General features: G+C 71.3%; 26 protein-coding genes and 1 pseudogene. 15 read left to right on the forward strand and 12 right to left on the reverse strand.

The features are described from left to right. Positions 1 to 29: 29 nt before the first annotated feature. Positions 30 to 2213: an RNA polymerase recycling motor ATPase HelR gene (helR, locus tag A4R43_RS13100; RefSeq protein WP_205215322.1), complete on the reverse strand. Its 2184-nt coding sequence runs from the start codon at positions 2211 to 2213 to the stop codon at positions 30 to 32. A 218-nt stretch (positions 2214 to 2431) separates the two neighbouring features. On the opposite strand from helR, the gene A4R43_RS13105 reads away from it, so the two are divergent. Further along, the gene (locus A4R43_RS13105; RefSeq protein WP_113692597.1) at positions 2432 to 2764 is read left to right on the forward strand and encodes a hypothetical protein; all 333 of its coding nucleotides are present in this window, start codon (positions 2432 to 2434) and stop codon (positions 2762 to 2764) included. Here A4R43_RS13105 and A4R43_RS13110 read toward each other — a convergent pair. Continuing rightward, positions 2755 to 3252, reverse strand: a complete 498-nt coding sequence (locus tag A4R43_RS13110) for a pyridoxamine 5'-phosphate oxidase family protein (RefSeq protein WP_113697548.1) — start codon at positions 3250 to 3252, stop codon at positions 2755 to 2757. The genes A4R43_RS13105 and A4R43_RS13110 overlap by 10 nt on opposite strands. A gap of 46 nt (positions 3253 to 3298) precedes the next feature. Here A4R43_RS13110 and A4R43_RS13115 point away from each other — a divergent pair, with 46 nt between their 5' ends. Together A4R43_RS13115 and A4R43_RS13120 are read left to right on the forward strand one after the other, a co-directional pair. After that, positions 3299 to 3880, forward strand: coding sequence for a TetR family transcriptional regulator (locus A4R43_RS13115; RefSeq protein WP_113692598.1), 582 nt, complete (start codon positions 3299 to 3301; stop codon positions 3878 to 3880). Positions 3881 to 3905: 25 nt separating this feature from the next. Continuing rightward, positions 3906 to 4577, forward strand: coding sequence for a class I SAM-dependent methyltransferase (locus A4R43_RS13120; protein ID WP_113692599.1), 672 nt, complete (start codon positions 3906 to 3908; stop codon positions 4575 to 4577). A 164-nt stretch (positions 4578 to 4741) separates the two neighbouring features. Here the strand turns inward: A4R43_RS13120 and A4R43_RS44750 are convergent. Further along, positions 4742 to 5218, reverse strand: a pseudogene (locus A4R43_RS44750) (ADP-ribosylglycohydrolase family protein); the annotation flags it as partial. 55 nt (positions 5219 to 5273) lie between these two features. Here A4R43_RS44750 and A4R43_RS13130 point away from each other — a divergent pair. Continuing rightward, positions 5274 to 6542, forward strand: a complete 1269-nt coding sequence (locus A4R43_RS13130) for a pentapeptide repeat-containing protein (protein ID WP_113692600.1) — start codon at positions 5274 to 5276, stop codon at positions 6540 to 6542. Here the strand turns inward: A4R43_RS13130 and casG are convergent. Then, positions 6539 to 8161, reverse strand: a complete 1623-nt coding sequence (gene casG / locus A4R43_RS13135; protein WP_113692601.1) for a steroid-24-oyl-CoA synthetase — start codon at positions 8159 to 8161, stop codon at positions 6539 to 6541. The two genes, A4R43_RS13130 and casG, sit on opposite strands and share 4 nt — an antisense overlap. Before the next feature lie 90 nt (positions 8162 to 8251). Here casG and A4R43_RS13140 point away from each other — a divergent pair, with 90 nt between their 5' ends. From A4R43_RS13140 to A4R43_RS13160, 5 genes are read left to right on the forward strand one after another with little or no spacing between them, the layout of a single operon-like run. Then, complete coding sequence (locus A4R43_RS13140; RefSeq protein WP_113692602.1) at positions 8252 to 9577, forward strand: flavin-containing monooxygenase; 1326 nt, start codon at positions 8252 to 8254, stop codon at positions 9575 to 9577. Continuing rightward, on the forward strand, positions 9574 to 10185 hold the full coding sequence (locus tag A4R43_RS13145; RefSeq protein WP_113692603.1) for a TetR/AcrR family transcriptional regulator: 612 nt from the start codon (positions 9574 to 9576) through the stop codon (positions 10183 to 10185). Before A4R43_RS13140 ends, A4R43_RS13145 begins: the two co-directional genes overlap by 4 nt. Beyond that, positions 10182 to 11063 carry an alpha/beta hydrolase gene (locus A4R43_RS13150; protein WP_113692604.1) on the forward strand — a complete coding sequence of 294 codons (882 nt, stop codon included), beginning with the start codon at positions 10182 to 10184 and terminating at the stop codon, positions 11061 to 11063. The genes A4R43_RS13145 and A4R43_RS13150 overlap by 4 nt, the downstream gene beginning before the upstream one ends. Continuing rightward, the gene (locus A4R43_RS13155) at positions 11060 to 11758 is read left to right on the forward strand and encodes an acetoacetate decarboxylase family protein (RefSeq protein WP_205215323.1); all 699 of its coding nucleotides are present in this window, start codon (positions 11060 to 11062) and stop codon (positions 11756 to 11758) included. Before A4R43_RS13150 ends, A4R43_RS13155 begins: the two co-directional genes overlap by 4 nt. Continuing rightward, a complete protein-coding gene (locus A4R43_RS13160; protein WP_113692605.1) occupies positions 11755 to 12513 on the forward strand; it encodes an SDR family NAD(P)-dependent oxidoreductase in 759 nt (252 codons plus the stop codon). The genes A4R43_RS13155 and A4R43_RS13160 overlap by 4 nt, the downstream gene beginning before the upstream one ends. Here the strand turns inward: A4R43_RS13160 and A4R43_RS13165 are convergent. After that, positions 12497 to 12928, reverse strand: coding sequence for a YybH family protein (locus A4R43_RS13165; RefSeq protein WP_113697550.1), 432 nt, complete (start codon positions 12926 to 12928; stop codon positions 12497 to 12499). The genes A4R43_RS13160 and A4R43_RS13165 overlap by 17 nt on opposite strands. A 192-nt stretch (positions 12929 to 13120) precedes the next feature. On the opposite strand from A4R43_RS13165, the gene A4R43_RS13170 reads away from it, so the two are divergent. From A4R43_RS13170 to A4R43_RS13195, 6 genes are all read left to right on the forward strand, one after another. Beyond that, the gene (locus A4R43_RS13170; RefSeq protein ID WP_113692606.1) at positions 13121 to 13729 is read left to right on the forward strand and encodes a DUF4232 domain-containing protein; all 609 of its coding nucleotides are present in this window, start codon (positions 13121 to 13123) and stop codon (positions 13727 to 13729) included. A gap of 37 nt (positions 13730 to 13766) precedes the next feature. Further along, complete coding sequence (locus A4R43_RS13175; protein WP_113692607.1) at positions 13767 to 14429, forward strand: TetR/AcrR family transcriptional regulator; 663 nt, start codon at positions 13767 to 13769, stop codon at positions 14427 to 14429. Positions 14430 to 14505: 76 nt separating this feature from the next. Then, positions 14506 to 15426 carry a metal-dependent hydrolase gene (locus tag A4R43_RS13180; RefSeq protein WP_113692608.1) on the forward strand — a complete coding sequence of 307 codons (921 nt, stop codon included), beginning with the start codon at positions 14506 to 14508 and terminating at the stop codon, positions 15424 to 15426. After that, positions 15423 to 16451: a PDR/VanB family oxidoreductase gene (locus tag A4R43_RS13185; protein ID WP_113692609.1), complete on the forward strand. Its 1029-nt coding sequence runs from the start codon at positions 15423 to 15425 to the stop codon at positions 16449 to 16451. The genes A4R43_RS13180 and A4R43_RS13185 overlap by 4 nt, the downstream gene beginning before the upstream one ends. Positions 16452 to 16471: 20 nt before the next feature. Then, entirely contained in the window at positions 16472 to 16978 is a 507-nt protein-coding gene (locus A4R43_RS13190) for an SRPBCC family protein (protein WP_113692610.1), read from the forward strand. Continuing rightward, complete coding sequence (locus A4R43_RS13195) at positions 16975 to 17865, forward strand: short-chain dehydrogenase/reductase (RefSeq protein ID WP_113692611.1); 891 nt, start codon at positions 16975 to 16977, stop codon at positions 17863 to 17865. Before A4R43_RS13190 ends, A4R43_RS13195 begins: the two co-directional genes overlap by 4 nt. Here A4R43_RS13195 and A4R43_RS13200 read toward each other — a convergent pair. The 7 genes from A4R43_RS13200 to A4R43_RS13230 all read right to left on the reverse strand — a co-directional run bounded on the left by A4R43_RS13200 (position 17834) and on the right by A4R43_RS13230 (position 25016). After that, the gene (locus tag A4R43_RS13200) at positions 17834 to 18418 is read right to left on the reverse strand and encodes an ester cyclase (RefSeq protein ID WP_113692612.1); all 585 of its coding nucleotides are present in this window, start codon (positions 18416 to 18418) and stop codon (positions 17834 to 17836) included. The two genes, A4R43_RS13195 and A4R43_RS13200, sit on opposite strands and share 32 nt — an antisense overlap. A 3-nt stretch (positions 18419 to 18421) precedes the next feature. Further along, on the reverse strand, positions 18422 to 19597 hold the full coding sequence (fahA, locus tag A4R43_RS13205; protein WP_113692613.1) for a fumarylacetoacetase: 1176 nt from the start codon (positions 19595 to 19597) through the stop codon (positions 18422 to 18424). Beyond that, positions 19594 to 20460 (reverse strand): hypothetical protein, encoded by an 867-nt coding sequence (locus A4R43_RS13210; protein ID WP_113692614.1) that lies wholly within the window; start codon positions 20458 to 20460, stop codon positions 19594 to 19596. The genes fahA and A4R43_RS13210 overlap by 4 nt, the downstream gene beginning before the upstream one ends. Then, the gene (locus A4R43_RS13215; protein ID WP_113692615.1) at positions 20457 to 22043 is read right to left on the reverse strand and encodes an FAD-dependent monooxygenase; all 1587 of its coding nucleotides are present in this window, start codon (positions 22041 to 22043) and stop codon (positions 20457 to 20459) included. The genes A4R43_RS13210 and A4R43_RS13215 overlap by 4 nt, the downstream gene beginning before the upstream one ends. 26 nt (positions 22044 to 22069) lie before the next feature. Next, a complete protein-coding gene (locus A4R43_RS13220) occupies positions 22070 to 23029 on the reverse strand; it encodes an MBL fold metallo-hydrolase (RefSeq protein WP_113692616.1) in 960 nt (319 codons plus the stop codon). Between the two features lie 24 nt (positions 23030 to 23053). Further along, the gene (locus A4R43_RS13225; RefSeq protein WP_113692617.1) at positions 23054 to 24376 is read right to left on the reverse strand and encodes an MFS transporter; all 1323 of its coding nucleotides are present in this window, start codon (positions 24374 to 24376) and stop codon (positions 23054 to 23056) included. 97 nt (positions 24377 to 24473) lie between these two features. After that, entirely contained in the window at positions 24474 to 25016 is a 543-nt protein-coding gene (locus A4R43_RS13230; RefSeq protein WP_236808962.1) for a MarR family winged helix-turn-helix transcriptional regulator, read from the reverse strand. Positions 25017 to 25028 lie beyond the last annotated feature (12 nt).

Below are 25028 nucleotides of genomic sequence, written 5' to 3' on the forward strand. Positions count from 1 at the left end.
GGTTCATGCTAGTGCAGCCGCTCCCGCCCTCAGGTCGTAATGCAGATAGTCCTTTCCTCGAGACCGGACAGCGCCGTGGGCAGCGGTCCCCGGTGCAGCACGCCCAGCCGCTGCGTCGCGCGGGTCAGGGCGACGTAGAGTTCCGCCGCACCCCGCGGGCCGCTGGCGAGGATCCGTTCCGGCTCCACCACCAGCACCGCGTCGAACTCCAGGCCCTTCGTCTCCGACGGCGGCACCGCGCCCGGCACACCCGGCGGCCCGATCACCACGCTGGTGCCTTCACGACCGGCCTCCTCGCGGACGAACTCCTCGATGGCGGCGGGCAGTTCGTCCTCGGTGACCTGCCGCGACCACGGCGCCACCCCGCAGGCGCGCACCGACTCCGGCGGCTTCGTGCCCGGCGCGAACTCGGCGAGCACCGAACCCGCGACCGCCATGATCTCCGCCGGGGTGCGGTAGTTCACCGACAGCGGCCGGTAGACCCAGCGGCCGGGCACGTACCGGTCCAGCATCGAGCCCCACGACCGCGCCCCGGCCGCCGACCGGCGCTGCGCCAGGTCCCCGACCACGGTGAACGACCGGTTGGGGCAGCGGCGCATCAGCACGCGCCAGTCCATTTCGGACAGTTCCTGCGCCTCGTCGACCACCACGTGCCGGTAGGTCCAGTCCCGGTCCGCGGCGGCGCGCTCGACCAGGTCGCGGGTGTCGTGCTCGACGAAGCGGTCGGCCAGGTCTTCGGCGTAGATCAGGTCCTCCGGCGAGAGCATGACGTCCTCGTCCATCTCATCCCGGTCCAGCTTCATCACCTGCATCACGCCGGCCGCGTACTCGGCCTCGGCCTGCCGTTCCAGGTCAACGCTCCGGTCGGCGGGCTGGTGGGGCCCCAGCAGGTCGACCAGTTCGTCGAGCAGCGGCGTGTCCGACGTCGTCCACGCTTCGCCGTCCTCACGCCACAGCACCTCGTCCGCGCCCGCCGCCCGCAGCCGTTCGCGTGACGAAAGCAGCGGCCCCAGCAGGCTTTTCGGGGTCAGCACCGGCCAGAGCTGGTCGAGCGCGGCGGTGAACTGCTCGCTCGCCGCGAGTTCTTTCAGCAGATCGGACCGCAGATCCTCCCAGGCGGCGCGGTCGTCCCGGGTCAGCCACCCCTTCCCGATTCGGCCGATCGCCCGCTCGGTGAGCACGTAGGTGACGATCTCGGTGAACACCGCACGCGCTTCGTTGTGCGGCTTGCCGCTCGCGCGGGCTTCCTCCCTCGCCCATTCGGCGGTCGCGGCGTCGATCCGCACGGTGACGTCGGCCAGTTCGATCGGCAGCGGTTCCTCCGGCAGCCGCTGCCGGTCGGCGATCGCCGCCGCGAGCACGTCCAGTATCTTCAGCGAGCCCTTGCTCCTGGCGGCCTCGGGCGTGTCCTCGGCGGTGACGTGCAGGCCGGGCACCAGGTCGCCGGGGGTCACGAAGACCACATCGGACTCCCCCAGCGATGGCAGCACGCGGCTGATGTGGTTCAGGAAAGCCGGATTGGGGCCGACGACCAGCACGCCGTGGCGTTCCATCCGCTCCCGCTGCGTGTAGAGCAGGTAGGCGACGCGGTGCAGCGCGACCACGGTCTTGCCGGTGCCGGGGCCGCCCTCGATCACCAGCACGCCGGGGTGGTCGAGCCGGATGATCTCGTCCTGCTCGGCCTGGATGGTCGCCACGATGTCGCCCATGCCGTCCCCGCGTGGCGCGTTGACCGCGGCGAGCAGGGCCGCGTCGCCGCGTTCGTCCCCGCCGGGACGGCCGAACACCTCGTCGGTGAAATCGAGCACGCGGCGGCCGCGGGTGTGGAACTGCCTTCGCCGCCGCATGTTCTCCGGCTCGACCGCGGTGGCCACGTAGAACGGGCGCGACGCCGGCGCCCGCCAGTCGAGCAGCACCGGTTCGTACCCGTTCTCCTCGTCGAAAAGACCGATGCGGCCGATGTAGGAATGTTCGCCGGAAACGCTGTCCAACCGGCCGAAGCACAGCCCGTTGTCCACCACGTCCAGCCGTTTCCTCTCGCGGGCCAGTGCGCGCACCTCGACGTCGCGTTCCATCGCGCCCACGCCGTTCGCCCCCAGTGACGCCTGGTACTCGCGCTTCACCCGCGCGCGCTCGGCGTCGAGCCGCGCGTACAGCCCGGCGATGTACTCGCGCTCGGACCGCAATTCGTCTTCGTACCCCTGATTTGACACATTCCCTCACTGCGGTTAAACTGAACGTAGAAGCGGCGGGTTCTCCGGATGTTTACGGAGGGCACGCCGATTTTTTATTGTCCACCCGTTGTCAAATCCGCGCCCTTCACCGCGAATTCCGCTACGGCGCATGATTCTGCGGCACGCCCGGGGTCTTGCCGCAAGCCCCGGGGTGCGCTATACGTTTAAGAGGGAACAAAAGAGCTGGGGCGTTCCGCGTGCTCGATCCACGATCCCGTCCGACCCTGAAACCCGCCGCGCTGCTGCGTGCCCTGCACGAGCACGGGATCGACTGGGTGCTCAGCGGTTCCGCTGTTCTCCTGCTGCACGGCGCCGACCTGCGGCCGAACGACCTCGACGTGGTGCCCTCGCCGGAGCCCGCCAACCTGCGCCGACTGGCCGGGTTGCTGGCCAAGCAGGCGGCGGTGCCCGCGTACCACCCGTCGTGGTCCTGGTGTGCGCGCCGGAACAGGTACGCGGCGGTCCGGCGAAGGTTGCACCGCGACCGCACGCCACGTGAGGTGGCCTGGTTTTCGCGCGGTCAGAGGTAAGCGGCGGTGCTGCCGCCGACCTCCAGCTCAGGCAACCCCAGCTTGCGGTGGTCCCAAGACCGCACCCGCTCGGCGTCGAAGCGGACGGCGACGCGCTTGGCGAGCATGAACTCGACCATCGGCTTCACCTCGTCGCTGTACGGCCCGTTGTACCGCTCCCACACGCTGACCCCCACCGCCCACAGCGCGTCCGGGTCCTCGACGATCGTCGCGCGGCCTTCCATGGCGACGCCCCGCAGCGCGTCGTAGGTGTGCCCGGTTTCGACCATCACCGTCGCCCGGCCGTCCCGGCGCAGGTTGACCGCTTTCTGCGACTTCGCCTTGGTCTCGAACCAGAGCACCCCGTCGATCAGCCCGTACCACATCGCCACCAGGTGCGGCTGCCCCGACGGGCCCACCGTGGCGAGCGTGGCCACCCGCTGCTCCTCGAGGAACCGCGCGATCTCTTCCTCGGACATGACTATCTGCTTGCGCTGGTTCTCGCCCACGACGCGCACCCTGGCCCTTCGATGAGACATCGTCCAAAATGAGACTATGTCTCGCAGTGAACCGGACGGGCTCGCCGCCCGCAAGAGGCGGGCGACGAACGCGCGCATCGCCGCCTCGGCCGCGCGGCTCGCCGGGCTGCACGGGGTCGCGGGCACCACCGTCGACCGGATCGCCGCCGACGCCGAGGTCGCGCGCGCGACCTTCTTCCGCTACTTCGACACCAAGGAGAGCGCGATCGCCGAGGGCATCACCAGTTCCTGGCTCACCCTGGTCACCGGCGCGATCGCCCGGCAGCCCGAGGAACTGGACGCCAAGGCGGTGCTGGCCGCGGCCTTCGGCGAGCTGGCCGGTGAGTTCGCCGCCCACCGCGACGAGATCTGGGAACTCGCCCGGCTCACCCGCTCGTCGCCCACGCTCAACGCCTGGACGATGCAGACCTACCAGCGTTACGAGGCGGCCATCGCGAGCCTGCTGGCGCCGCGGTTCCCCGAGCGCGACCCGCGTCCGCGCCTGCTGGCCGTGTTCGCCATGGGCGCCATTCGCGTCTGCCTCGACGACTGGGTGGACCACGGCGGCTCGCTGCCCGCGCTGATCTCCCGCAGCCTGGACGCGATCACCATCGGCTAGCGCGCGGCGGCGCTACCGTGGTGGTATGGACAACAGGCCGATCACGGTGGCGCAGCGCAACTTCCGGGAGCACGCCGACGTGCTGGAGCGCATGGGCAACCAGGAGCGCTTCACCTACATCTTCCAGTCGAACCTGTGGGCCGCGGAATCGGTGTCCGGGCCCGGTTCCGAGGACGCGCAGACGCGCGGGCTGCGGGAGGGACTGCCCGGGTTGCTGGCGCGGTTCGGCGTGCGGACGCTGCTCGACTTGCCGTGCGGGGACTTCGGCTGGCTGAGCGGCGTCGACCTCGGCATCGAGCGGTACCTCGGCGCCGACATCGTGCCGGAGCTGGTCGAGCGGAACGCCGAGCGCTACGGGCGGGAGTTCCGCGTGCTCGACCTGACCGCGGATCCGCTGCCCGCGGCGGACGCGGTGCTGTGCCGCGACTGCCTGGTCCACCTGAGCTACGCCGACATCGGGAAGGCGATCGAGAACCTGCGGCGCAGCGGTTCGCGGTACCTGCTGACCACGCATTTCGGTGGCACCACGGCGAACACGGACATTTCGACCGGCGACTGGCGGCCGCTGAACCTGTGCCTGGAGCCGTTCGGCTTCCCGGAGCCGCTGGCGGTGCTGCTGGAGGGCTGCACCGAGGAAGGCGGCGCGTTCGCGGACAAGTCGCTGGCGTTGTGGGAAATCAGCCGCCTGCCGGGGTGAGGTCGAGGCGTTCGGCGAGTTCGGTCAGGTCCGCCAGGTACAGCGTCGGGATGCCAGCCGGGATCGAGGACCGTGGCAAAGCGTGGGCTTACGGCGGGGAGACTCGCAGGTTCCTCGGCCAGTGCCGCGCGCAGGAGTTCGTGGACGATGGCCGTGCCTTCCCACGCCGCCGCGTCGCCGTGGGTGAGCGCCGCGATCCGCCGGGCGGCGGTCATCGTGGCTTCGGTGCTCTGCTTGGCGAAGAACACCGCGGACGTGGTGGACCGCATGAGGGCGCCGTTGCCCGCGGCGTGGCCGTGCAGCTGGAACTGCAGCGCGGCGGCGAGGTTCCACGGGTCACCGCTGGTCAGCACGGCCTGCGTCTGGAGGCCGATGTCCTGGGGACCGGCGCCGGCCCAGCGCTGGAAGCGGGCGAAGATGTCGGGCAGGTCCAGCCCGCCGCGCTCGAGCAGCGACTGGGCGAGGTGGACGGCCATCTGGGTGTCGTCGGTGGCCTCGCCGGGATCCCAGCCCCCGCCGCCGCTCATCTCCCCGTCACCCGCGGAAAACCGCCCAGCGGGCCCGAATTCGAACGGCGCGCCGAGCGCGTCCCCCACCGCGGACCCCACTACCGCCCCCACCACCCGCTCAAGGCGCCGCATGCCGCCAGCCTAACGGTCACTGCCTCTCACCACCGGGAAATGCGATGCTGGCAGGATGGGGGAAGACTCGTCACGGCAGCACAAGATCCTGACGAACCGAACCATCGCGCTGTGCGCACTGGGGCTGCTGTTGTTCGCGGCCGCGGCGTGCTGGCTCTTGCTCGCCTTGTACGGGGACGGGAACGAAGCCAGCAAAACCCGTCTCGAAGGTGTCCGCACTGTGGGGACCGTGGTCCTGGGCGCGGGCGGAGCGGTCGCGCTGCTGCTGACCGCACGCCGTCAGCAAACCGCGGAACACGACCTGGCGACGAAGCGACACGACCTCATCCTCCGCGAGGAAGCCAATGCCGACCTGCGTCACGACGCCGCCGAGCGCCGGATAACCGAGCTCTACCTCAAGGCCGTGGAGCAACTCGGCGCGGACAAGGCCACCGTCCGGCTGGCCGGGCTGTACGCGCTGGACCGGCTCGCACAGGACAATTCCGCGCAGCGGCAGACCATCGTCAACGTGATCAGCGCCTACCTGCGCATGCCCTACGAACTGCCGTCGTCCGCGCCGGGTGCCGAGGAACCGCCGGAAGCGCGCCGTGACCGCTGGGAGAAGCTGCAGGAACGCGAGGTACGCGTCACCGCGCAACGCATCCTGACCGAGCACCTCGACCCCGCGTTACGGGACGCCGGGCGGTTCTGGGAGGACATCGACCTGGACCTCAGCGGGGCCCTGCTCATCGACTTCACGCTTCGCGACTGCCGGGTGAACAACGCGCGTTTCACCGACGCCACCTTCGCCGGTGAGACCCGGTTACTCGGCATCGAGTTCACCGGCGAAACCTGGTTCGAACGGGCCACCTTCACCGACGACGCCTGGTTCTGCCAGGCGGCTTTCCAGGGGATCACCCGATTCGACCAGGCCACCTTCGCCAGCAACGCCCGGTTCGACGGCACCGCGTTCACGGGAGCGAGCGTGTTCAGGGACGCCACGTTCCTCGGTGAATCGAACTTCGACGACAGCGTCTTTCGCGGCCGCGTCGTCTTCGCACGGGCGAATTTCGCCAGGACGGCGTCCTTCCGGCGGACCAGCTTCCTCGACGACGCCTACCTGCCCGCCGTGACGTTCAACCGCGACACCTATTTCCTCGGCTCCAGATTCGCCAAGGACGCGTGGTTCAGCCAGGTCTTCTTCAACGGCAACACCTCGTTCGAGGACGCCACGTTCAGCGGTGACATCCGCTTCACCGACGCCACGCTGGACGGCAGCCCGTACTGGCCATCGCAGCTGACCCCCCGCGAAGCGGACCACTTCGACAACACGGCGCCGGACTAGCCTCCGAGATCCTTGAAGAAGCCCGGCAGGTTGGCGCGGTTCACTTTTCCGGTGGCGTTGCGCGGCAACGGGGTGTCGGTCAGTTGCCAGCGCGAGGGCACCTTGTAGTACGCCAACCGATCGGCCGCGTGGGCTTGCAGTGCCTCCACGGCCACCGGCGACGAAAGCACAACAACGGCGCCGACCTCCTGGCCCAGGTCCGGGTGCTCCAGCCCGACGACCGCCGACTCCGCTACCGCTGGGTGATCGTCCAGGCAGTGTTCGACCTCGATCGGGTAGACGTTTTCGCCACCCCGCAGGATGAGGTCGCTGCGCCGCGTGGTCAGGTAGAGCAGTCCTTCGCGCAGGCAGCCGATGTCGCCGGTGCGCATCCAGCGGTCCTCGTCGAACACGGCGGCCGTGGCGGCGTCGTCGTTCCAGTAGCCGAGCATGGTGAACTGGCTCCGCAGCCAGATCTCGCCCTCCACCCCGTCCGGCACCACCGCGCCCGCCTCGTCGCGCACCTGCACCGCCACGGTCGGGATCGGCGCGCCCGAGGTCCCCGGGTGCGCCGCCAGCGCGGCCGGGCTGGTCACCGTCGCCCCGGTGCAGGATTCGGTGAGCCCGTAGCTGGTGATCAGGCTCAGCCGCGCCGCCGGGATCAGCTCCCGCAGCCGCGCCTGCAGGGCGGGCGACGACGGCGCCGAAGCCAGGCCGAACGACTTCAGCGCCGAAAGGTCGTACTCGCCGACCTCGACCGCCGCCAGTCTGCTCGCCATCGTCGGCACCACGGTCCAGTTGGTGACCCGCTCCCGCGACACCAGCTCCAGCGTCCGGCGCGCGTCGAACGCACCCTCGGTCAGCACCACCGTCTCCCCCGTCGCGAACCTCGGCACCGCCACGTTGTGCAGGCTCGCGATGTGGAACAACGGCAGGCTCAGCAGCCACCGCCCCGGCTCCGCCTGCCGCGGGTCCAGCGCGGCCGCCGTCGCCTTCATCAGCCGGTGGTAGTGGGCGGTGGCCACCAGGTTGCGGTGCGAATGCGTGACACCCTTGGGTTTCCCGGTGGTCCCGCTGGTGTAGACGATCACCGCCGGGTCGTCCTCGTCAACCGCCACCTCCGGCGGCGATTCACCGTGCTCGGGCAGGTCATTTTCCAGCCGCAGCACCGGAATTCCCAGCTCCGGCGGCAGTTTCGCGGCCCGCTCCCCGTCCACGACCAGCAAGCGAGGCCGTGAATGCCCGACGGCGTAAGCGATCTCCGCCGTCGTCCACCACGCGTTGAACGAAGCACACACCGCGCCCAGCCGCACCACGCCCCAGAACGCGACTATCCACTCAGGACAGTTGGCGGCCAGCACCGCCACCCGGTCGCCCTTGCCGATCCCGTACCGCCGCGCCAGCAAGCCCGCGAACGCGCCACTCACCTCGGCGTGCTCGGCGTAGGTCAGCCGGCGGCGTGCGGTGACCAGGTACTCGCGATCCCCCGGTGCGGGCGTCGCGGCGAACAGCGCGCCCAGGTTCGGCTCCCGGCGCGCGAACACCGGCATCTTCGCCCCGAGCACGTCCTGCTCGGCGATCTCGAACTCACCACCGGGCCCGGTCAGCGCGGTGATGACGGCCTGCGGGTCAGCGTTCATGCACCACCACGCTAGCCGCCGGCCCGGCAAAAGTCGACAGACGTCCAGGCGAATTGACACGCGTCAAATGTGCTCGTAGCGTGAGCGGGCATGACCACGCGGCGGACTTGCCTGATCGGGGCGGGACTGAGCGGGCTCTGCGCCGGGAAGATGCTGTCCGACTACGGTGTGCCGTACGAGTGCTTCGAGTCCTCCGACCGGATCGGCGGCAACTGGGCCTTCGGCAATCCGAACGGGCACTCGAGCGCGTACCGGTCGCTGCACATCGACTCGTCCAAGCACCGTCTGTCCTTCATGGACTTCCCGATCCCGGGGCACTACCCCGACTTCCCGCACCACTCGCAGATCAAGGAATACCTGGAAAGCTACGCGGCAGCGTTCTCGCTCAAGGACAACATCCGCTTCGAGACGCCGGTCGAGCACGCGCGGCGGCTTCCCGGCGGCGGCTGGGAGATCCGCACCGGCGACGGGGAAACCCGTCATTTCGACGCGCTGGTGGTGGCGAACGGCCACCACTGGGATCCGCGGCTGCCCGAATTTCCCGGCGAGTTCACCGGCGAGAGCATCCACTCGCACCACTACATCGATCCCGGGGACCCGTTGGAAATCCAGGGGAAACGGGTGCTCGTGGTCGGCATCGGCAACAGCGCCGCCGACATCACCGTCGAGCTTTCCCAGCGCGCGCTGGGAAACACCGTGGTGTTGTCCACTCGCTCCGGTGCCTGGATCGTGCCGAAGTACATCGCGGGTGTGCCCGCCGACCGGCTCATCGCCACCAGCCCGCACCTCCCGCTGTCCTGGCAGCGGCGGCTGGCGCGGCACGGCCCGCGCCTGCTCACCGGCCGCCCGGAACGCTTCGGCCTGCCCACGCCGAACCACCACTTCCTCGAAGCGCACCCCACCCAGTCGCAGGAACTCCCGCTGCGGTTCGGCTCCGGTGACGTCACCGCGAAACCCGACATCAGCCGGCTCGACGGCACCCGCGTGCGCTTCGCCGACGGCACGTCCGCCGAGTTCGACGTGATCATCTACGCGACCGGGTACAACATCACCTTCCCGTTCTTCGACCCCGAATTCCTCAGCGCGCCGGACAACCGGCTGCCGCTCTACAAGCGGATGTTCAAGCCAGGACTGGACGATCTCGCGTTTGTCGGTTTCGCGCAGGCGACGCCTACGCTGTTCCCGTTCGTGGAATGCCAGGCACGGCTGCTCGCGGCCTGGCTCGCCGGAACCTACCGCCTGCCCGGCGAGCAGGAGATGCGGCGGGTCATCGCCGAGGACGAACGCCGGTTCGTCGCGCACTTCGCCGACCGCCCGCGCCACACGCAGCAGGTCGACTACTTCATCTACGAGCACGACATCCGCACCAGGGAGCTACCGGCAGGCCGCCGGCGCGCGGAGGAAAGGACGGCATGAAGGACGTACTGGACCGCCGCGGGCCCAACCGGGGTGACCAGCGCCGGAAGGCCCTGCTCGGCGCGCTCGACGAGCTGCTGCGCGAGGACACCTTCGCCGCGATCAACGTGCGTGACATCGCGCAGCGCGCCGAGGTCACGCGCTCGGCGTTCTACTTCTACTTCGAGAACAAGGCGATCGCCGTCGCCGCGTTGTGCGACGAGATGTACCAGGAGGCGTTCACCGCGGGCACCGCGCTGCTCTCCGCCGACGGCACCCCGGAGGAGCGCATCCGCCGCACCACGGCCGGGCTCTTCGACGCCTGGGCCAAGCACCGGCACGTCTTCCGCGCGATGCTCGACGCCAGGGACGCCGACCAGACCGTGCGCGAGCTCTGGGACCGCGACCGCGAATCCTTCGTGCCCCAGGTGGCGACCATGATCGAGCAGGAGCGCGCGGCGGGCAACGCGCCGGACGGGCCGGACGCCGCGCTGCTGGCCACCGTGCTGCTCGAACTCAACGACCGCGCGCTGGAACGCCTCTCGCGTGGCGCGGACGTGTCCGCCGACGCGCTGATGGACACGCTGGTCACGGTGTGGCTGCGGACGATCTACGGCAGGTGCGCATGACCGTCACCTTCGACGTCGAAGGCACCACCTGCGCGGGCCGCCGGTTCCCGGCCGAAACCGACGACCTGCGCACCGAAGCCGGGGTGCCCTGCGTGGTGCTGGCCCACGGGTTCGGCGCGACGCGCGACTGCGGTCTCGACGCCTTCGCCACCGAATTCGCCGGAGCCGGGCTCGACGCGCTCGCCTTCGACTACCGCGGCTTCGGCGAAAGCGGTGGCGAGCCGCGTCAGTCGGTGTCGATCGCACGCCAGCTCGCCGACTACCGCGCGGCCGTGGCCGCCGCGCGCGGGCTCGACGGCGTGGATCCCGCGCGGATCGTGCTGTGGGGTGCTTCGCTGGCCGGTGGGCACGTGCTGGTCACCGCGGCCGCCGACCCCGCGGTGGCGGCGGCCGTGTCGCTCGTGCCGATGGTCGACGGGCTGGCGGCGGTCCGGCACGCGGCCGGTCACCACGGGTCGCGCGGGCTGGTTCGGTCGGCGCTGACCACCGTGCGGCGGCCGAAGTCCGTGCGGCTGGCCGGGCCGCCGGGTTCGGGTGCGGTGCTGTCGCTGCCCGGCCAGTTCGAGGCCTACACCGCGATGGCGGGTCCGAGCTGGCGCAACGAAATCGATCCGCGGGCCATGGTCGAGATCACGCGGTACCGGCCGGTGCGGCGGGCACGCGGGGTGCGGCGCCCGCTGCTGGTCCAGATCGCCGACCTGGACCGGATGAGCCCGCCGCACGCGGCGGCCAAGGCGGCGGTGGCCGCGCGCGCCGAGGTGCGGCACTACCCGTGCGACCACTTCGACGTGTTCCCCGGAAACCCGTGGTTCCGGCAGGCGGTCCAGCACCAGCTGGCCTTCCTGCGCAGGCACCTGCGATCGAAGGAGGCGCCATGACCATCCACAGTGGACACGTGATCCTGGGGCAGCACGTCACCATGCCCGTCCGCATCCGGGACGCCACCGCCGCCGCGGCCACCTTCGCCGTGCGGGCGGGTCCCGCGCGCGAGGTGGTGCGGTACGCCGGGGTGGACCTCGCCGAACCACGGCAGGGGCGGGCGTTGTGCTCACTGGTTTTTGTTCGTTACGTGGACGGGGATCTGGGGCCCTACCACGAATTCGGCGTGGCTTTCCTGATCCGCTCCCCCACCGGTCGCGGGGTCGGCGCGTTCATCCACTGGCTGCCGGTCAACCAGGCGTTCACGCTGGAGGCGGGCCGGTCCATCTGGGGTTTTCCCAAGGAGATGGCCGACATCGAGCTGGGGCTGTCCGGCCGCACCCGGAGCTGCGCGGTCCGCGTCGGCGGCCGGTTCGCGGTCGGTTTCCTGGTCAGGCCGGGAATTCCGGTGCCAAGCGGCGCCGCGGCCACCTCCATCGACGCCTACACCTGCCTCGACGGTGCGCTCCGCCGGACGCCATGGGAGCTGCGTGCGAGCGCGGTACGTGCCAGGGCGGGCGGTGCCGAAGTGCGGCTCGGGGACCACCCGATCGCCGACGAACTCCGCCGGATCGGGCTGCCCGGGCGTGCGTTGTTCACCAGCGTCATCGGCCGGATGCGGATGAGCTTCGGCGACGCCGAGGTGGTGCGATGACCGCGCTGGTGACCGGTGCGGCCAGTGGGCTGGGCAGGCTGGCCGCCCTCCGCCTGGCCGCGGCGGGCACGCCGGTGGCCGCGCTCGACCTCGACGATCTGACGGGCCCGGCGTGGCGGGCGCCGGCCGTCCGCGCGTACCACTGCGATGTCACCGACGAGGACGCCGTGCGGGACGCGGTCGCCGACGCCACGGCCGAACTCGGCCCGATCGAGCGTGTGGTGCACGCGGCCGGGCTGTGCCGGATCGGCCGTGCGGTGGACCAGCCCGCCGCCGAGCTGCGGAAGGTGTTCGAGACCAACTACCTCGGCACGGTCCACCTGGCGCGCGCGACCGTGCCGCCGATGATCGAAGCGGGCGGCGGCAGCTTCGTGGTGTTCGGCTCGCTCGCCGGCTGGCTGCCCTCACCCCGGCTCGCCGCCTACTCGGCTTCGAAGAGCGCGGTGCACGCCTACTGCGAAGTGCTCGCGATGGAAACCGCGGGCACCGGTGTGCGGGTGCTGTGCGCGTGCCCGGACCACGTGGAAACACCGCTGGCCGAGGGCGTGCGCGCGGCGGACCCCGGGGTGCTCGGCCGTCGCAAGGGCGCCGATCCGGCGGCCGTGCTGGACGCGGTCGAACGAGCGATCGCCGACCCCGCCGCTCCCCTGTTCTTCTTCCCCGCGTTCGGGACCCGGCAGCTCTGGCGTGCCCGGCGCTTCACCCCGAACCTGCTCCGGCGGACCGTCACCCGCTACGTCAAACCGGCTCACTGACCGACGACGTGTGGTCCCAGGCGATCCGCCACCCGGCCGGTGTGCGGCGCCAGACCAGCGAACTCGTTGCCCGCAGGGGGGTTTCGGTGCCGTCGGCGGCCACCAGCCGCGCGAGGAAGATCAGCCGTGACGTGGCGAGGTCGCCGGAGACCAGCACGTGCGGACCGTCGGACAGTTCGTGCTCGGCGGCGGCCAGCCCGTCGAATACCGGTTCCCACCACGACCGGTACTGCTCGGCGCTGCGCGCCACCCGATGCGCGGGATCGGCGCTGTCGTAGAGCAGCAGGTCGTCCGCTGCCCAGTCGTAGAATTCGCCCTGCACCGCCCGGAAGTCGAAGGGCGGCGCGCCAGGTTCGCGATCCCAGCCCCGCAGCCAGCGTTCGTGTGCGTTGGCCACGATTTCGGTGTCGTTCATGCCTTCGAGCATCACCGGCCCGCCGCGGGCCGGGAAGGCCGCGACGTTCCTGGGAGCCGTGCTCCCACCGTGCTGTCTGACGTGTGGCAGCCCGGGACGTTGCTTTCGGGGGACCAATCCCACAGCGGCGCATCGCGACCACCCTCCCGGACATCCTCCCTGTGTAAGGCAAACAGGCAAGGGGAGGCACACATGTTCGGCAGCCAGCTCAAGCGGATCGCGCTCGGCACGACGGCGGTGGCGGGGGTCTTCGCGCTCGCGGCCTGCGGTTCGTCTTCGACCACGGCGAGCCAGGCGCCCGCGCAGCAGCAGGGCGGTTCCGGGGCGGCGGGCGGTGCCGCGCCGGTACGGGTGGCCAGCGACGAAACACCGCGCTGCACCACCGACGATCTGACGGTTTCGCTCGGCACCCCGGAGCAGGCGGGCGAAAGCACCGGCCAGTACGAGGTTCCGCTGGTCTACACCAACATTTCCGGACAGGACTGCGGTCTCCACGGTGTGCCCGGCGTCGACCTGCTCGGACCGGACCACCCGATGGGCCCGGTCTACCACCTGCCGCGCATCGACAACGGCGCGCCGGTCAACGTGGTGACGCCCGGCCACACCGCGACCGCCGGCATCACCGTGCTGACTCCGTCCACACCGGACGACGCGTGGACGCCCACCCACCTCGAGACCATCCCGCCCGGCCAGACCACGCCGTTCCAGCTCGACTGGCCGTCCGACCTGCCGGTGCTGCGCCAGGACGGCGCCACTCACCCGGGCAGCTGGGTGAACGGCATCCTCGCCGACCCGGCGTGAGCGGGCTTCGCGGCGGGTGCCTGGCAGGATGAGGGGCATGGCCGCCAGTCCCGGCCCCGACAGCGGGGTGCACCGCCCGTGGCGCGGCGTCGCCGCCGAAGAGCGGCAGGCGCGGCGCCGGGCGCAACTGCTCGACGCGTGCTTCGCCATCATGGGCACGCAGGGCGTGGCGGCGGTGACCATGCGGGGCGTCTGCCGCGAAGCGAAGCTGACCGAGCGGTACTTCTACGAAAGCTTCCGCAGCCGGGAAGAACTGCTCACCGCGGTGCTGGAAACCGTGGCACGGCAGGCGAGGGACGTGCTGGTCGAGGCGCTGGAACAGTCCTCTTCGGACAGTCCGGGCCTGGTCCGCCGCGCGGTGGCCGCGTTCACCGAGTTCGTCACCGCGGACCCGCGCCGGGGCCGGGTGCTCTTTGTCGAGTCGCTGGCCGCGCCGGAGCTGGCCAGCCGGGGCACCGAACTGGTCGAGGAGTTCACCGCGACCATCGCGCTCGCGCTGCGCAGCCCGGCGCTGGCCGGGGAGGACGCCGACGAGCGGGACGTCGAACTCAACGCCCGGGCCGTGTTCGGCGCGCTGGCCTGGCTGTACCAGGGCTGGCTGAACCAGCGCGTGCCAGTCGATCGCGACCGCTTCGTGCGGCACGCGGTCAGCGTGATCGAGCAGATCGCCCAAGCCGGTTCCCGTCCCGATCAGGCCTGATCCAGGACCGCTGCCCGCGAGAAGCTGACATCGGCCGATGTTGACATTGGCTGATGTCAGCTTCTACCGTCGGTCCATGTCCTTCCTTCGCGGCTTCGGCCGCAAGCCGGTCGTCGACCCGCGTGGTGCGCGGCGCTACACCGGGCAGGCACACGCGATCGCCGCCCGTGACGTGCACTTTTCCTGGGACGACGTGCCAATGCACTACATCCCCGGCGAAGCGATGGCCACGCACGTGATCAACGTGATGCACCTGGTGCTGCCCGAGGGCGAGCGCGCGATGTCGGCCACGCTGGCCGAGGCGCTGCCGCTGATCACCGATCCCCGCCTGCGGGAGGAGGTCGTCGGCTTCATCGGGCAGGAAGCCACGCACGCCGCGTCCCACGAGGGCGCCAGGGAGCACCTGGCGAAGCTCGGCCTCGACGTCGAGCCGATGGCCCGCAAGATGGAATGGCTGGTCGACAAGGTGCTCGGCAACCGCGGCCTGACCGGGAAGGCCGGGCACGCGTGGCTGTGCGAGCGGCTGGGCCTGTTCGCCGCGATGGAGCACTACACCGCGGTGGTCGGCGAATGGCTGCTCAACGCCGACCAGCTCGAACGCCTCGGCATGCACCCGACCATGCTGGACCTGATCCGCTGGCACGGCGCCGAAGAGGTCGAGCACCGCAACGTCGCCTTCGACGCCTTCATGCACGTGGACGGCGGTTACGCGCGGCGCGTGCGCACGGCGCTGCTGGCCAGTTTCACCCTCGCCGTGTTGTTCCTGACCACGGCCGGTCACCTGCACCGCAAGGATCCGACGCCGGGCAAGGGCCGGTGCTGGCCGTGGCAGCTGCTCAGCGCGACGCGGCGCGAGGTGATCCCGAAGGCCACGATCTTCGTCACCGAGATCCCGAAGTACCTGCACCCGCGGTTCCACCCGTCCCAGCTGGGCAGCATGGACCAGGCGGTGCGGTACCTCGCCCGCTCCCCCGCCGCCAACCACGCCGCCCGATGACCGCCTTCACGCCGTCGAAGGCACTGCGGCTGGTCGCGGCGGCGAGCGGCGGGTACCGGCGCGTGTTCGCCACCAGCCGCGTCGCTCCCCTGCTGTCGCGGCCGAATCCGGTGCGCCACACGGGATTCGACCTGGACCTGGCGGTCGTGCGTACGGCACCGGAAGCCGAGGACGTGATCAGCCTGACGCTGGCCGACCCCGGTGGCGCCGAGCTGCCGTCGTGGCTCCCCGGCGCGCACCTCGACCTGTTCCTGCCGTCGGGCAGGCAGCGCCAGTACTCGCTGTGTGGTGACCCGGCCGACCGCCGGACCTACCGGATCGCGGTCCGCCGCATCGGGGCCGCGTCCGGCGAAATCCACGACGGGCTGCGCGGCAGGGTGCGCGTGCGCGGTCCGCGCAACGCGTTCCAGCTGGTCGACGCGGATTCGCACCTGTTCGTCGCGGGTGGCATCGGCATCACGCCGATCCTGCCGATGGTGCGCGCGTGTCACCGGCGCGGGACGCCGTGGCGCCTGGTCTACCTGGGCCGGTCGCGCGCGAGCATGCCGTTCCTCGGCGAACTGGGCGCGCTCGGCGACGTAGACGTCCGCCCCGACGACGAGCACGGCGTGCCCGACATGACCGCCATCCTGCCGCTCGCGGAACCGGGCGCCGCCGTGTACCTGTGCGGGCCGCCGCCGCTCGCCGAAGGGGCGCGTGAGCTGCTGCGGGAAATCAACCCGCGTGCTTCGCTGCACACCGAGCGGTTCAGCCCGCTGCCGGTGACCGGGGGCAAGCCGTTCGACCTGCACCTCGCGCGCAGCGGCGGCACCGTGCGCGTGGGTGGGGACGAAAGCGCGCTGGCGGCGACCCGGCGTGAGCTGCCCGGCGTCGCGTACTCGTGCCAGCAGGGGTTCTGCGGTACGTGCCGCGTCCGGGTGCTCGACGGCGAAGTGGAGCACCGCGGCCGCCTGCCCGCCGAGCCGGGTTCGATGCTCGTCTGTGTGTCCCGCGCGACCTCCTCCTCGCTGGTCATCGACCTGTGAACCGACCGAAAGGGGACACCGTGGCGCGGTGGTACCCGCTCGCCGAGAGCGACGACAACTTTCTCCGGACCGCGCGGTTCCGGTTCCCGCACGAGGTCCACATCGCCGCGCCGCCCGAGCGTGTGTGGCAGGTGCTCGCCGCGGACGACGCGCTGGTGTCGTGGTCGAAGCTGATCACCGGCGCCGCATGGACCTCACCCCGGCCGTTCGGCGTGGGCACCACCAGGACCGTCACCGTCGGCGGGGTGGCCTCGCTGCGCGAGCGGTTCTACCGCTGGGACGAGGGCAGCCGGATGACGTTCAGCGCGGAAGCCGCGAACCGGCCGGGTTTCCGGCGGTTCGCCGAGGACCTCAGGCTACTCCCCGAAACGGGCGGGACGCGGCTGTGCTGGACCTTCGCGGTGGACGCCGCGCCGTGGCTGGTGCCGGTGCTCGCCGCATCCGGTCCCGTGCTGCGGCGGGTCACCGGCGGCTGGGCTTCTGGTGTGGTTTCCCGCGTGGACCGCTTGGACAGGGAGAACCGATGAACGCCGTCACGTCGACCCTGCGCGACCTCGGGCTTCCGCTGCCCGGCGGGCGAAGCTACGACATCGCGGGCAAGGCCGTGCTGATCACCGGCGGTGCCGCCGGAATCGGGCTGGCGCTGGCACACGAACTGCACGCGCGCGGCGCTGTGCTCGCGTTGCTGGACCGCGACGCCGACGCGCTCGCCAAGGCCGCGGCGGCGCTCGGCTCCCGCGTGCACACCGCGGCAGCGGACGTCCGCTCCCGCACGGCGACGGCCGACGCGGTGCGGGAGCTTTCCCAGCGCGCGCACGGACTGGACGTGGTGGTGGCCAACGCGGGCGTGACCCCGCCGCCCGCGACGTTGCGCCAGATCGACGACGCCGAGTTCGACCGCGTGCTCGACGTCAACGTCACCGGCGTGTTCAACTCGGTCCGGCCCGCGATCGGGGACGTGATCACCCGCCGCGGGCACATCGTGGTGATCTCCTCGGCGGCGGCCTTCACCCCCGGCCCCGGCGGCGCCGCGTACATGATCAGCAAGGCCGGTGCGGAGCAGCTGGGCCGCGCGCTGCGGCTCGAACTCGCCGCGCACGGTGTCAGCGTCGGCGTCGCGTACTTCGGCGTGGTCGACACCCAGCTCGCGCGGACCACTTTGGACGATGACCCGCTGGGCCGCGCGCTGGAAGCCCGCCTGCCGCGGCCGTTGCGGCGGCGGATCACCGCCGAGCAGGCGGCCCGCGTGCTCGCCGACGCCATCGCTCGCCGTGCCGGGCGCACGCTGGCGCCCGCCGCCTGGCAACCGTGGGCCCTGCTGCGCGGGGTGGTCAACGTTTTCGCCGACGCCTACCTCTCCGCTGACCGCCGCTGCCAGGCACTCATCCGGGAGCTGGAGAACCGGGGCCCGTGAGCCCGGCCGGTTCGGTGGTTTCGACCAGGCGCCGGTCGGGCTGCTCACCGGTCATCGCGAGCAGCCCGCGGACCAGCCTGACCAGCAGCAGCCAGTTCTTCGGCTTCCGCTTGTCGATCCCGCCGACGAGCTGCTTGAGCAGGGACAGCGTGTCGAAGTAGATCCGCTCGCACACCAGGTTCTCGCCGGCGTCGAAGATGAAGTACGCCGTCATGCGCACCCGGAACTTCGAGCCGGTCGGCGGCAGCTTGCCGAACGGCCCCAGGTGCGTGCCGAGCAGCCAGAACTCCACGATCACCGCGTCGGCGCTGTGCCGCAGGGCGATCAGCTCGTGACGCTGGTCGGGAAACGCTGTCCGGGTGTCGTGGTAGTAACCGCGGACGGCGCTTTCGCCGTCGTGCACGGTCATCGTCGCGATCACTTCGTAGTGCGGGTGCGGGAAGGTCGACAGGGTGGCGTCCCAGTCCTGCGCGACCTCGTCGCGGAAGTGGTCGAGCACCAGCTTCTGCCTGGCTTCGAGCACCTCGGGGCGCGGGATGCCGAATCCGGTCACGGCTCAGTCCCCGGCGGCCGGGCGGATCGTGCCGGTGACCTCACCGAAGCCGATCCGGCCGCCGTTCGCGCCCGGCGCGGTGGCGGTGATCGTCACCTCGTCGCCGTCGGCCAGGAAGGTGCGTTCCTCACCCTTGACCACCACCGGTTCGCGCCCGCCCCAGGTCAGCTCGATGAACGCCCCGCGCTGCTCCTTCTCCGGACCGGAGATGGTGCCGGAGGCGAACAGGTCACCGGTGCGCGCCGAAGCGCCGTTGACGGTCAGGTGCGCCAGCATCTGCGCCGGCGACCAGTACATCTCGCGGTACGGCGGCCGGGCGACGACCTCGCCGTTCCACTCCACCGCCAGGTCGATGTCCAGCCCCCACTGCCCGCCGCGCAGGTACGGCAGCGGTTCCGGGTCCTGCCCCGGCAACGGGACGCGGGCGGCGGCGAGCGCGTCCATCGGGACCACCCACGGCGAGATCGAGGTGGCGAAGCTCTTGCCGAGGTGCGGGCCGAGCGGCACGTACTCCCAGGCCTGCAGGTCACGCGCGGACCAGTCGTTGACCAGCACCGCGCCGAAAACGTGCTCGTCGAACTCGCCGACGCCGATGCGCGAGCCCAGCGGCGAGCCGGTGCCGACCACAAAACCCAGCTCGGCTTCGATGTCCAGCCGCCGGCTCGGGCCGTAGGTCGGCGCGGTCTCGTCCGGCGCCTTGCGCTGGCCGCACGGCCGCACGATGTCGGTGCCGGAGACCACCACGGTCCCGGCGCGGCCGTGGTAACCGACCGGCAGGTGCTTCCAGTTCGGCATCAGCGGCTCGGAGTCCGGCCGGAACAACCTGCCGAGGTTCGACGCGTGGTGCTCGGAGGCGTAGAAGTCCACGTAGTCCGCGACCTCGACCGGCAGGTGCAGCTCGACCTGCGCGACCGGATGGACCGCCTGGTCCGGCACGTCCCCGGCGACCAGCTCGCCGATCCGGGCACGCACCTCGGTCCAGCGGGCGCGACCCTGCGCCAGGAACGGGTTCAGCGACGACGCGGCGAACACGTCGTCACCGAGCAGGATCGCCAGGTCCACCACGGAATCCCCGAGCCGCACCCCGGCGCGGGGCGCCTCTCCCGGCCGGGAGAACACCCCGTACGGCAGGTTGTCGTGGCCGAACGGCGAGCCGTCCGGGACTCGGATCACGGTCATGCGGTTGTCCCTTCCGTACCGGCGCCGGATCGCGGCGCGGTGACCAGGCCCAGCTCCACCAGTTCAGTGAGCGGGTCGGTGATGCTGCAGGTGCCGAACGAGGTGAACGACGCGCGGACCGCCGCGGCACGTTCCTCGCCGAGCGCAGCGAGCGTACCGGCGAGCTTCGCGCCGTCACGTTCGGCCAGCACGGCGGCGGCGTCCTCGGTGGAGCCGCCGTCGAGCAGGCCGTCCGTGGCGACCAGGAGGTTGAGGAAGCCGTGCTGCTCGAACCCGGTTTCCGGGTCGGTGTTGCGCACCGCGTGGTGCAGTCCGGCGGTGGCCTTGAACGGCACGCCCGCCGCGACCACCGCGGCGATCGCGGCGGCCAGCTCGGCTTCGTCCGGGTAGAGGTCCGCGCGCACGCCGCCGGTCCGGAACTTCGCGCGGTACCGCCCGGCGATGCCGTCCAGCACCCGCGGCCGCCGGTCGTCACGCGGCACCTCGACGTAGACGTCCACCTCGGGCGCGTCGTCGAGCTGGGCCAGGAAGTCGGTGACCGCCAGGCCGGCGGGCACGGCCACCTCGATCGACCGCAGCTCGACCGGCAGCGCCGCCACCGCGTCCAGCACGCCCGGCAACCCGGCCGGGCCGTCGGGCAGGGTCACCGAGAGCGGTAGCCGCGTACCGTCGTCCGGCAGCAGCGAACCCAGCTCCGGGAGCGCCTTCGCCGCCAGCACGAGCGGGCCGACCAGGTCCTCGTACCAAGCACCGGCCCGGCCGAGATAGGCGCGGACCGCGTCGGGCAGTGGCGCCAAACCCGGCGGGAACACCGCCGCGTCGTCGCAGAGATGCCTTGCCACAGCGGGAATTCGACTGCTCATACGGCCTCCGTCCGGAACACGGGTCCACTGTATCGGCCTGCCGCTCGCGCCAGCGCGGCCTCGATCTCCGCCGGTGACGGCTCGGTGAGCACGGCCGCGACGTGGGCGTCCGGCCGGACGACCCACACCTCACCCGGCTTGGCGCCGAGCGCGGTGGTCAGTGCGCCGTCCGGATCGATTTCGGCGAGCCGGAGCACCCGCGCGCGGCCGGGCGCGACTACTTCGATCGTGCTGAGCAGCAGAAAACCGTCGCGGGCGATGGCACGAGCACGCGTCGGCCCGATCCCGGGCACCACCACGGGCGCGTCCGGGAGCAGCACCCCCGGCCCGGCGGGCGGCACCTCACCACGTGGCGGGCGGCCGCCGAACGGACGCGCCGGATCCGGCGTGGTCAGCGGGGAATCGACGTACCAGAACGGCTCGGCGAGCCGCCCGGAATCCACCGCCGCCCGCGCCTCCGGATCGACGGCCGCACGCGCGAGCACCGCACTTCGTTGCCGCGCGCGGGCTTTGTCGGGCGGCACCAGGAAGTCCATGGTCGCCGTGGTGACCGCGATGTTCTCGCGTGCCGCCGCGTGCCGTTCGTCGTGGTAGCTCTCCAGCAGTTCCTCCGGCGCCCAGCCACGGCCGGCGTACGCGATCTTCCACGCCGCGTTCTCCGCGTCGCCGACGCCGGAGTTCAGCCCACGCGCCCCGAACGGCGAGACCAGGTGCGCCGCGTCCCCCGCGAGCAGCACGCGCCCGCACCGCATGCGGTCGGCCACGCGCGAGTGGAAGCGGTAGACCGACTTCCAGACGATCTCGTACTCGCGGTCACCGATGATCCGGCGGATCCGGGCGTCCAGCGCCCCGGAGGCGACCTCGGCGTCGAGGTCGTAGCCCGCCGGAACCTGCCAGTCGATGCGGTAGGTCGAGCCGGGGCACGGGTGGATGAGCACCTGGCGGCCGGGGTTCCACGCGGGATCGAAGTAGAACCGCCGTTCGGTGGCCCAGCCGGGCAGGTCGGCGCGGATGTCGCAGATCAGGAACCGGTCGTCGAAGGACTCGCCGTCGAACCGGACCCCGAGCAGGCGGCGCAGCTCGTCGCTGCGGGCCCCGGTGCACACGACCAGGTAGGAACCCCGCAGCGACCGGTCACCCGCCGTGACCGTCACCCCGGTCGTGTCCTGGTCGATGCCGGTCACCTCGTGCCCCCAGCGCAGGTCCACCAGCGGCTCGGCGGCGATCCGCTCGTCGAGGATCTCCTCGGTGCGGCTCTGCGACAGGTTCACGAACGGCGGGAACTCCGGCGTGCCCGGCTCGGCGAAGGTGTAGCTGAACAGCTCGGTTTCGCCGTGAAAGGTGCGGGCGGTGGTCCAGGTGACGCCCTCGTCGGCGATGCGGCGGCCCGCGCCGACCGCCTCCCAGATGTCGAGCACGTCGCGTTGCTGGCAGATCGCCTTGGACCCGGCCAGGTCGCGGGCCGGGCGCCGGTCGAGCACGATCGACGGCACGCCGTGCCGCGCGAGCAGCAGCGCCGTGGTCTGGCCGACCGGCCCCGCGCCCAGCACGAGAACCGGCTCCAGCGGCCACGGTTCAGCCATGAAGGACTCCTTTCCAGCCCGAGTGCTCAGCCCTGCAGTTGCGCCCACACCTCCCGGTCGCGTTCGGCGGTCCAGATCACCGGGCGCTCGATGCCGGACAGCTCGTCCCACAACCGCGAGACGTCGAACGGCAGGCAGTGCTCGAAGATCGGCCAGTGGCCGTAGTCGTCCACCAGCGCCGCGTGCGTGGCGTCGAAGGCCTCCTTGAGCGTGCCGCCGCGCTCCCGCACGGCACCGACCTCGCGGATCATCACCTCCAGGAAACCGCGCGTCTGCTCGATCGCGGCATCGACGGCCGCCCGGCCCCGGCTGACCGCGCCACGCCCGCCGACCAGCTGTTCCGCGCCGAGCGCCTGCACCGCGTCCAGCGTGCCCGTGGCCCATTCGCGGTGGAAGGCGTCCCCGGTGTACAACGCCGCCTCGGCCTCCACGAGGTCGCCCGCGAACAGGATCTTCCGCTGTGGCAGCCAGGCCGTGATGTCGCCTTCGGTGTGGCCGCGGCCGTGCCACTGCAGCACCAGCTCGCCGCGGTCGCCACCGAGGTCGATGGTCAGGCGGTCGGCGAAGGTGAGCGTCGGCCAGGTGAGACCGGGCACCGAGTCCGCGGCCTCGGCCAGGCGCGGCATGCGGGCGAATTCGCTTTCCCAGTCCTGTTTCCCGCGCTCGGCGATCAACGCGGCGGTGGTCTCGTGCGCGACGATCGTCTCGGCGCCGAACGCGCTGGCGCCCAGCACACGCACCGCGTGGTAGTGCGAAAGCACCAGGTACCGCACGGGCTTGCCGGTGTGCTCGCGCAGTTTCGCCAGCCACTTGCGCGCGGCGACCGGGGTGGCGAGCGCCTCGAAGCAGACGAGGAAGTCCTCGCCCTCGATCGCGCCGATGTTCGGGTCGCCCTCGGCGGTCAGCGCGTAGACGCCGTCGGCGAGCACCTCCAGGGTCTGCTCCTTGGCGGCGGTGTCGGCGGAGGACGCGAACGGCTTGGCCATGGTTTTCCTTTCGTGGTGCGGAATTCAGTCTGTCGCCAGCACGAACGCCTCGCGTTCGGCGGCGGGGCGCTCGCGCAGGGCGAGCACGGCGGCGAAGGTGATCAGGCACGCGAGCAGCATGTAGGCCGACACCGACAAAGAAGTGCCAGTGACGCCGATCAGCCAGGTTCCGACCAGAGGCGCGAACCCGCCGCCGAGGATCGCGCCGAACGCATACGCGAAGGAAACGCCGCTGTAGCGCACCGAAGCCGGGAACAGTTCCGCGTAAGTCGCGGCCTGCGGGCCGTAGGTCAGGCCGAGCCCGAACGCGAGCACGATCACCGAAGCCAGCATCAGCGGCACCGACCGGGTGTCGAAGAGCAGGAAGAACGGGAAGGTCCACGCGCCCATCGCCACGATGCCGACGAGGTAGGTGCGGCGACGGCCCCACCGGTCCGACCAGTGTCCGGAAAGGACGGTGAACACCCCCCAGGCGACCGCGCCGACCATGCCGACGAACAGCATGGTGGTGCTGGACAGGCCGAGCGTGCGCGTGCCGTAGGAGTTGATGAACGCGATCAGGATGTAGCCGACCATGTTGTTGGCGATGAACAGCCCGATGGCGACGAGCAGTTCACGCCGGTTGGTGCGGAACAGGTGCGGCAGCGGGGCCGCGCGCCGCGTCCGGCGGTCACGCAGCTCGGTGAACACCGGGCTCTCGGAAACCTTGGCGCGGACGAAGAACCCGACCCCGATCAGCACCACCGACAGCAGGAACGGGACGCGCCAGCCCCAGGCCTGGAACTGCTCGGCGGTGGTGACGGACGAAACGGTGAAGAAGACCAGGTTCGCCAGCAGCAGCCCGATCGGCACGCCGATCTGCGGGAAGGAGCCGAAGAACCCGCGACGGCCCGGTGGCGCGTGCTCGACCGACATCAGCGCGGCCCCGCCCCACTCCCCGCCGGCGGAAAGTCCTTGCAGCAAGCGGAGAACCACCAGGAGCACGGGCGCGGCGACGCCGATCGAGCCGTAGGACGGCAGCACGCCGACACCGACCGTGGAGATGCCCATCAGCAGCAGCGTCGCCACCAGCACGGCTTTGCGCCCGTAACGGTCGCCGAGGTGCCCGGCCACGATGCCGCCGACGGGCCGCGCCACGAAGCTCACGCCCAGCGTGGCGAAGGAGGCCAGCAGCGCCGCCGTGCCGTCCAGCGCGGGGAAGAACTGCGTGCCGAACACCAGGCCGGCGGCCGAGGCGTAGATGAAGAAGTCGTACCACTCGATCGTGGTGCCGACCAGGCTCGCGCCGACCACGCGCCGCAGTTGCGCGGACTGGGCGGGCGGGGCGAGCGGAGGGCTGTGCGTCATCGGCAGTCCCTTTCCCAGCAGATAATCAAAGGTTTGATTACCCGGGAACGTACGTGACCCCGGCCACGGACACCAGCGTGAGCTGGATCACAGGAATTCAGAAGCGCAGGTTGACCCAGTCCTCGGTGTGCGCGGCCGTGGCGAGCTTGGTGAGGATGCGGTTGAGCGCCTCCAGCTCGCCGGGTTCGAGCAGACCGGCCCAGGACCGTTCGCGGTCGTTGTGCCTGCGGAACGCCTCTTCCAGCCGCTCCCGGCCGGCGTCGGTCAGGCCCAGCCGCACGGCCCGCCGGTCCCGCTCGCCGGGCATCCGGTCGAGCAGGCCCGCCGTGGTGAGGGTCTTGGCCAGGCTGGACACCGCGGCCCGGCTCATCCCGGTCAGCTCGGCGGCCCGGCTGGGTTCCTGCGGGCCGGACACCCACAGCGTGAACAGCAGCCGGAACGCCGACCAGCTCCACCCGGCTGGCCGGTGCACGGTCGATTCGAGGTCGTAGACCAGCGCGTTCGCCACCCGGTGGGTCAGCAGCACCATGGACATCGCGGCCCGGTCGGTGCCGGGCAGCAGTTCCTGGGTCCGGTCGAGCGCGACGTCCACAAAGGACAGGAAGTCATCCGGCCGGTCAGCTTCGGGAGGCTCTGCCACGCGTAGATGGTA

The organism is Amycolatopsis albispora (assembly GCF_003312875.1).
Taxonomy (GTDB): Bacteria; Actinomycetota; Actinomycetes; order Mycobacteriales; family Pseudonocardiaceae; genus Amycolatopsis; species Amycolatopsis albispora.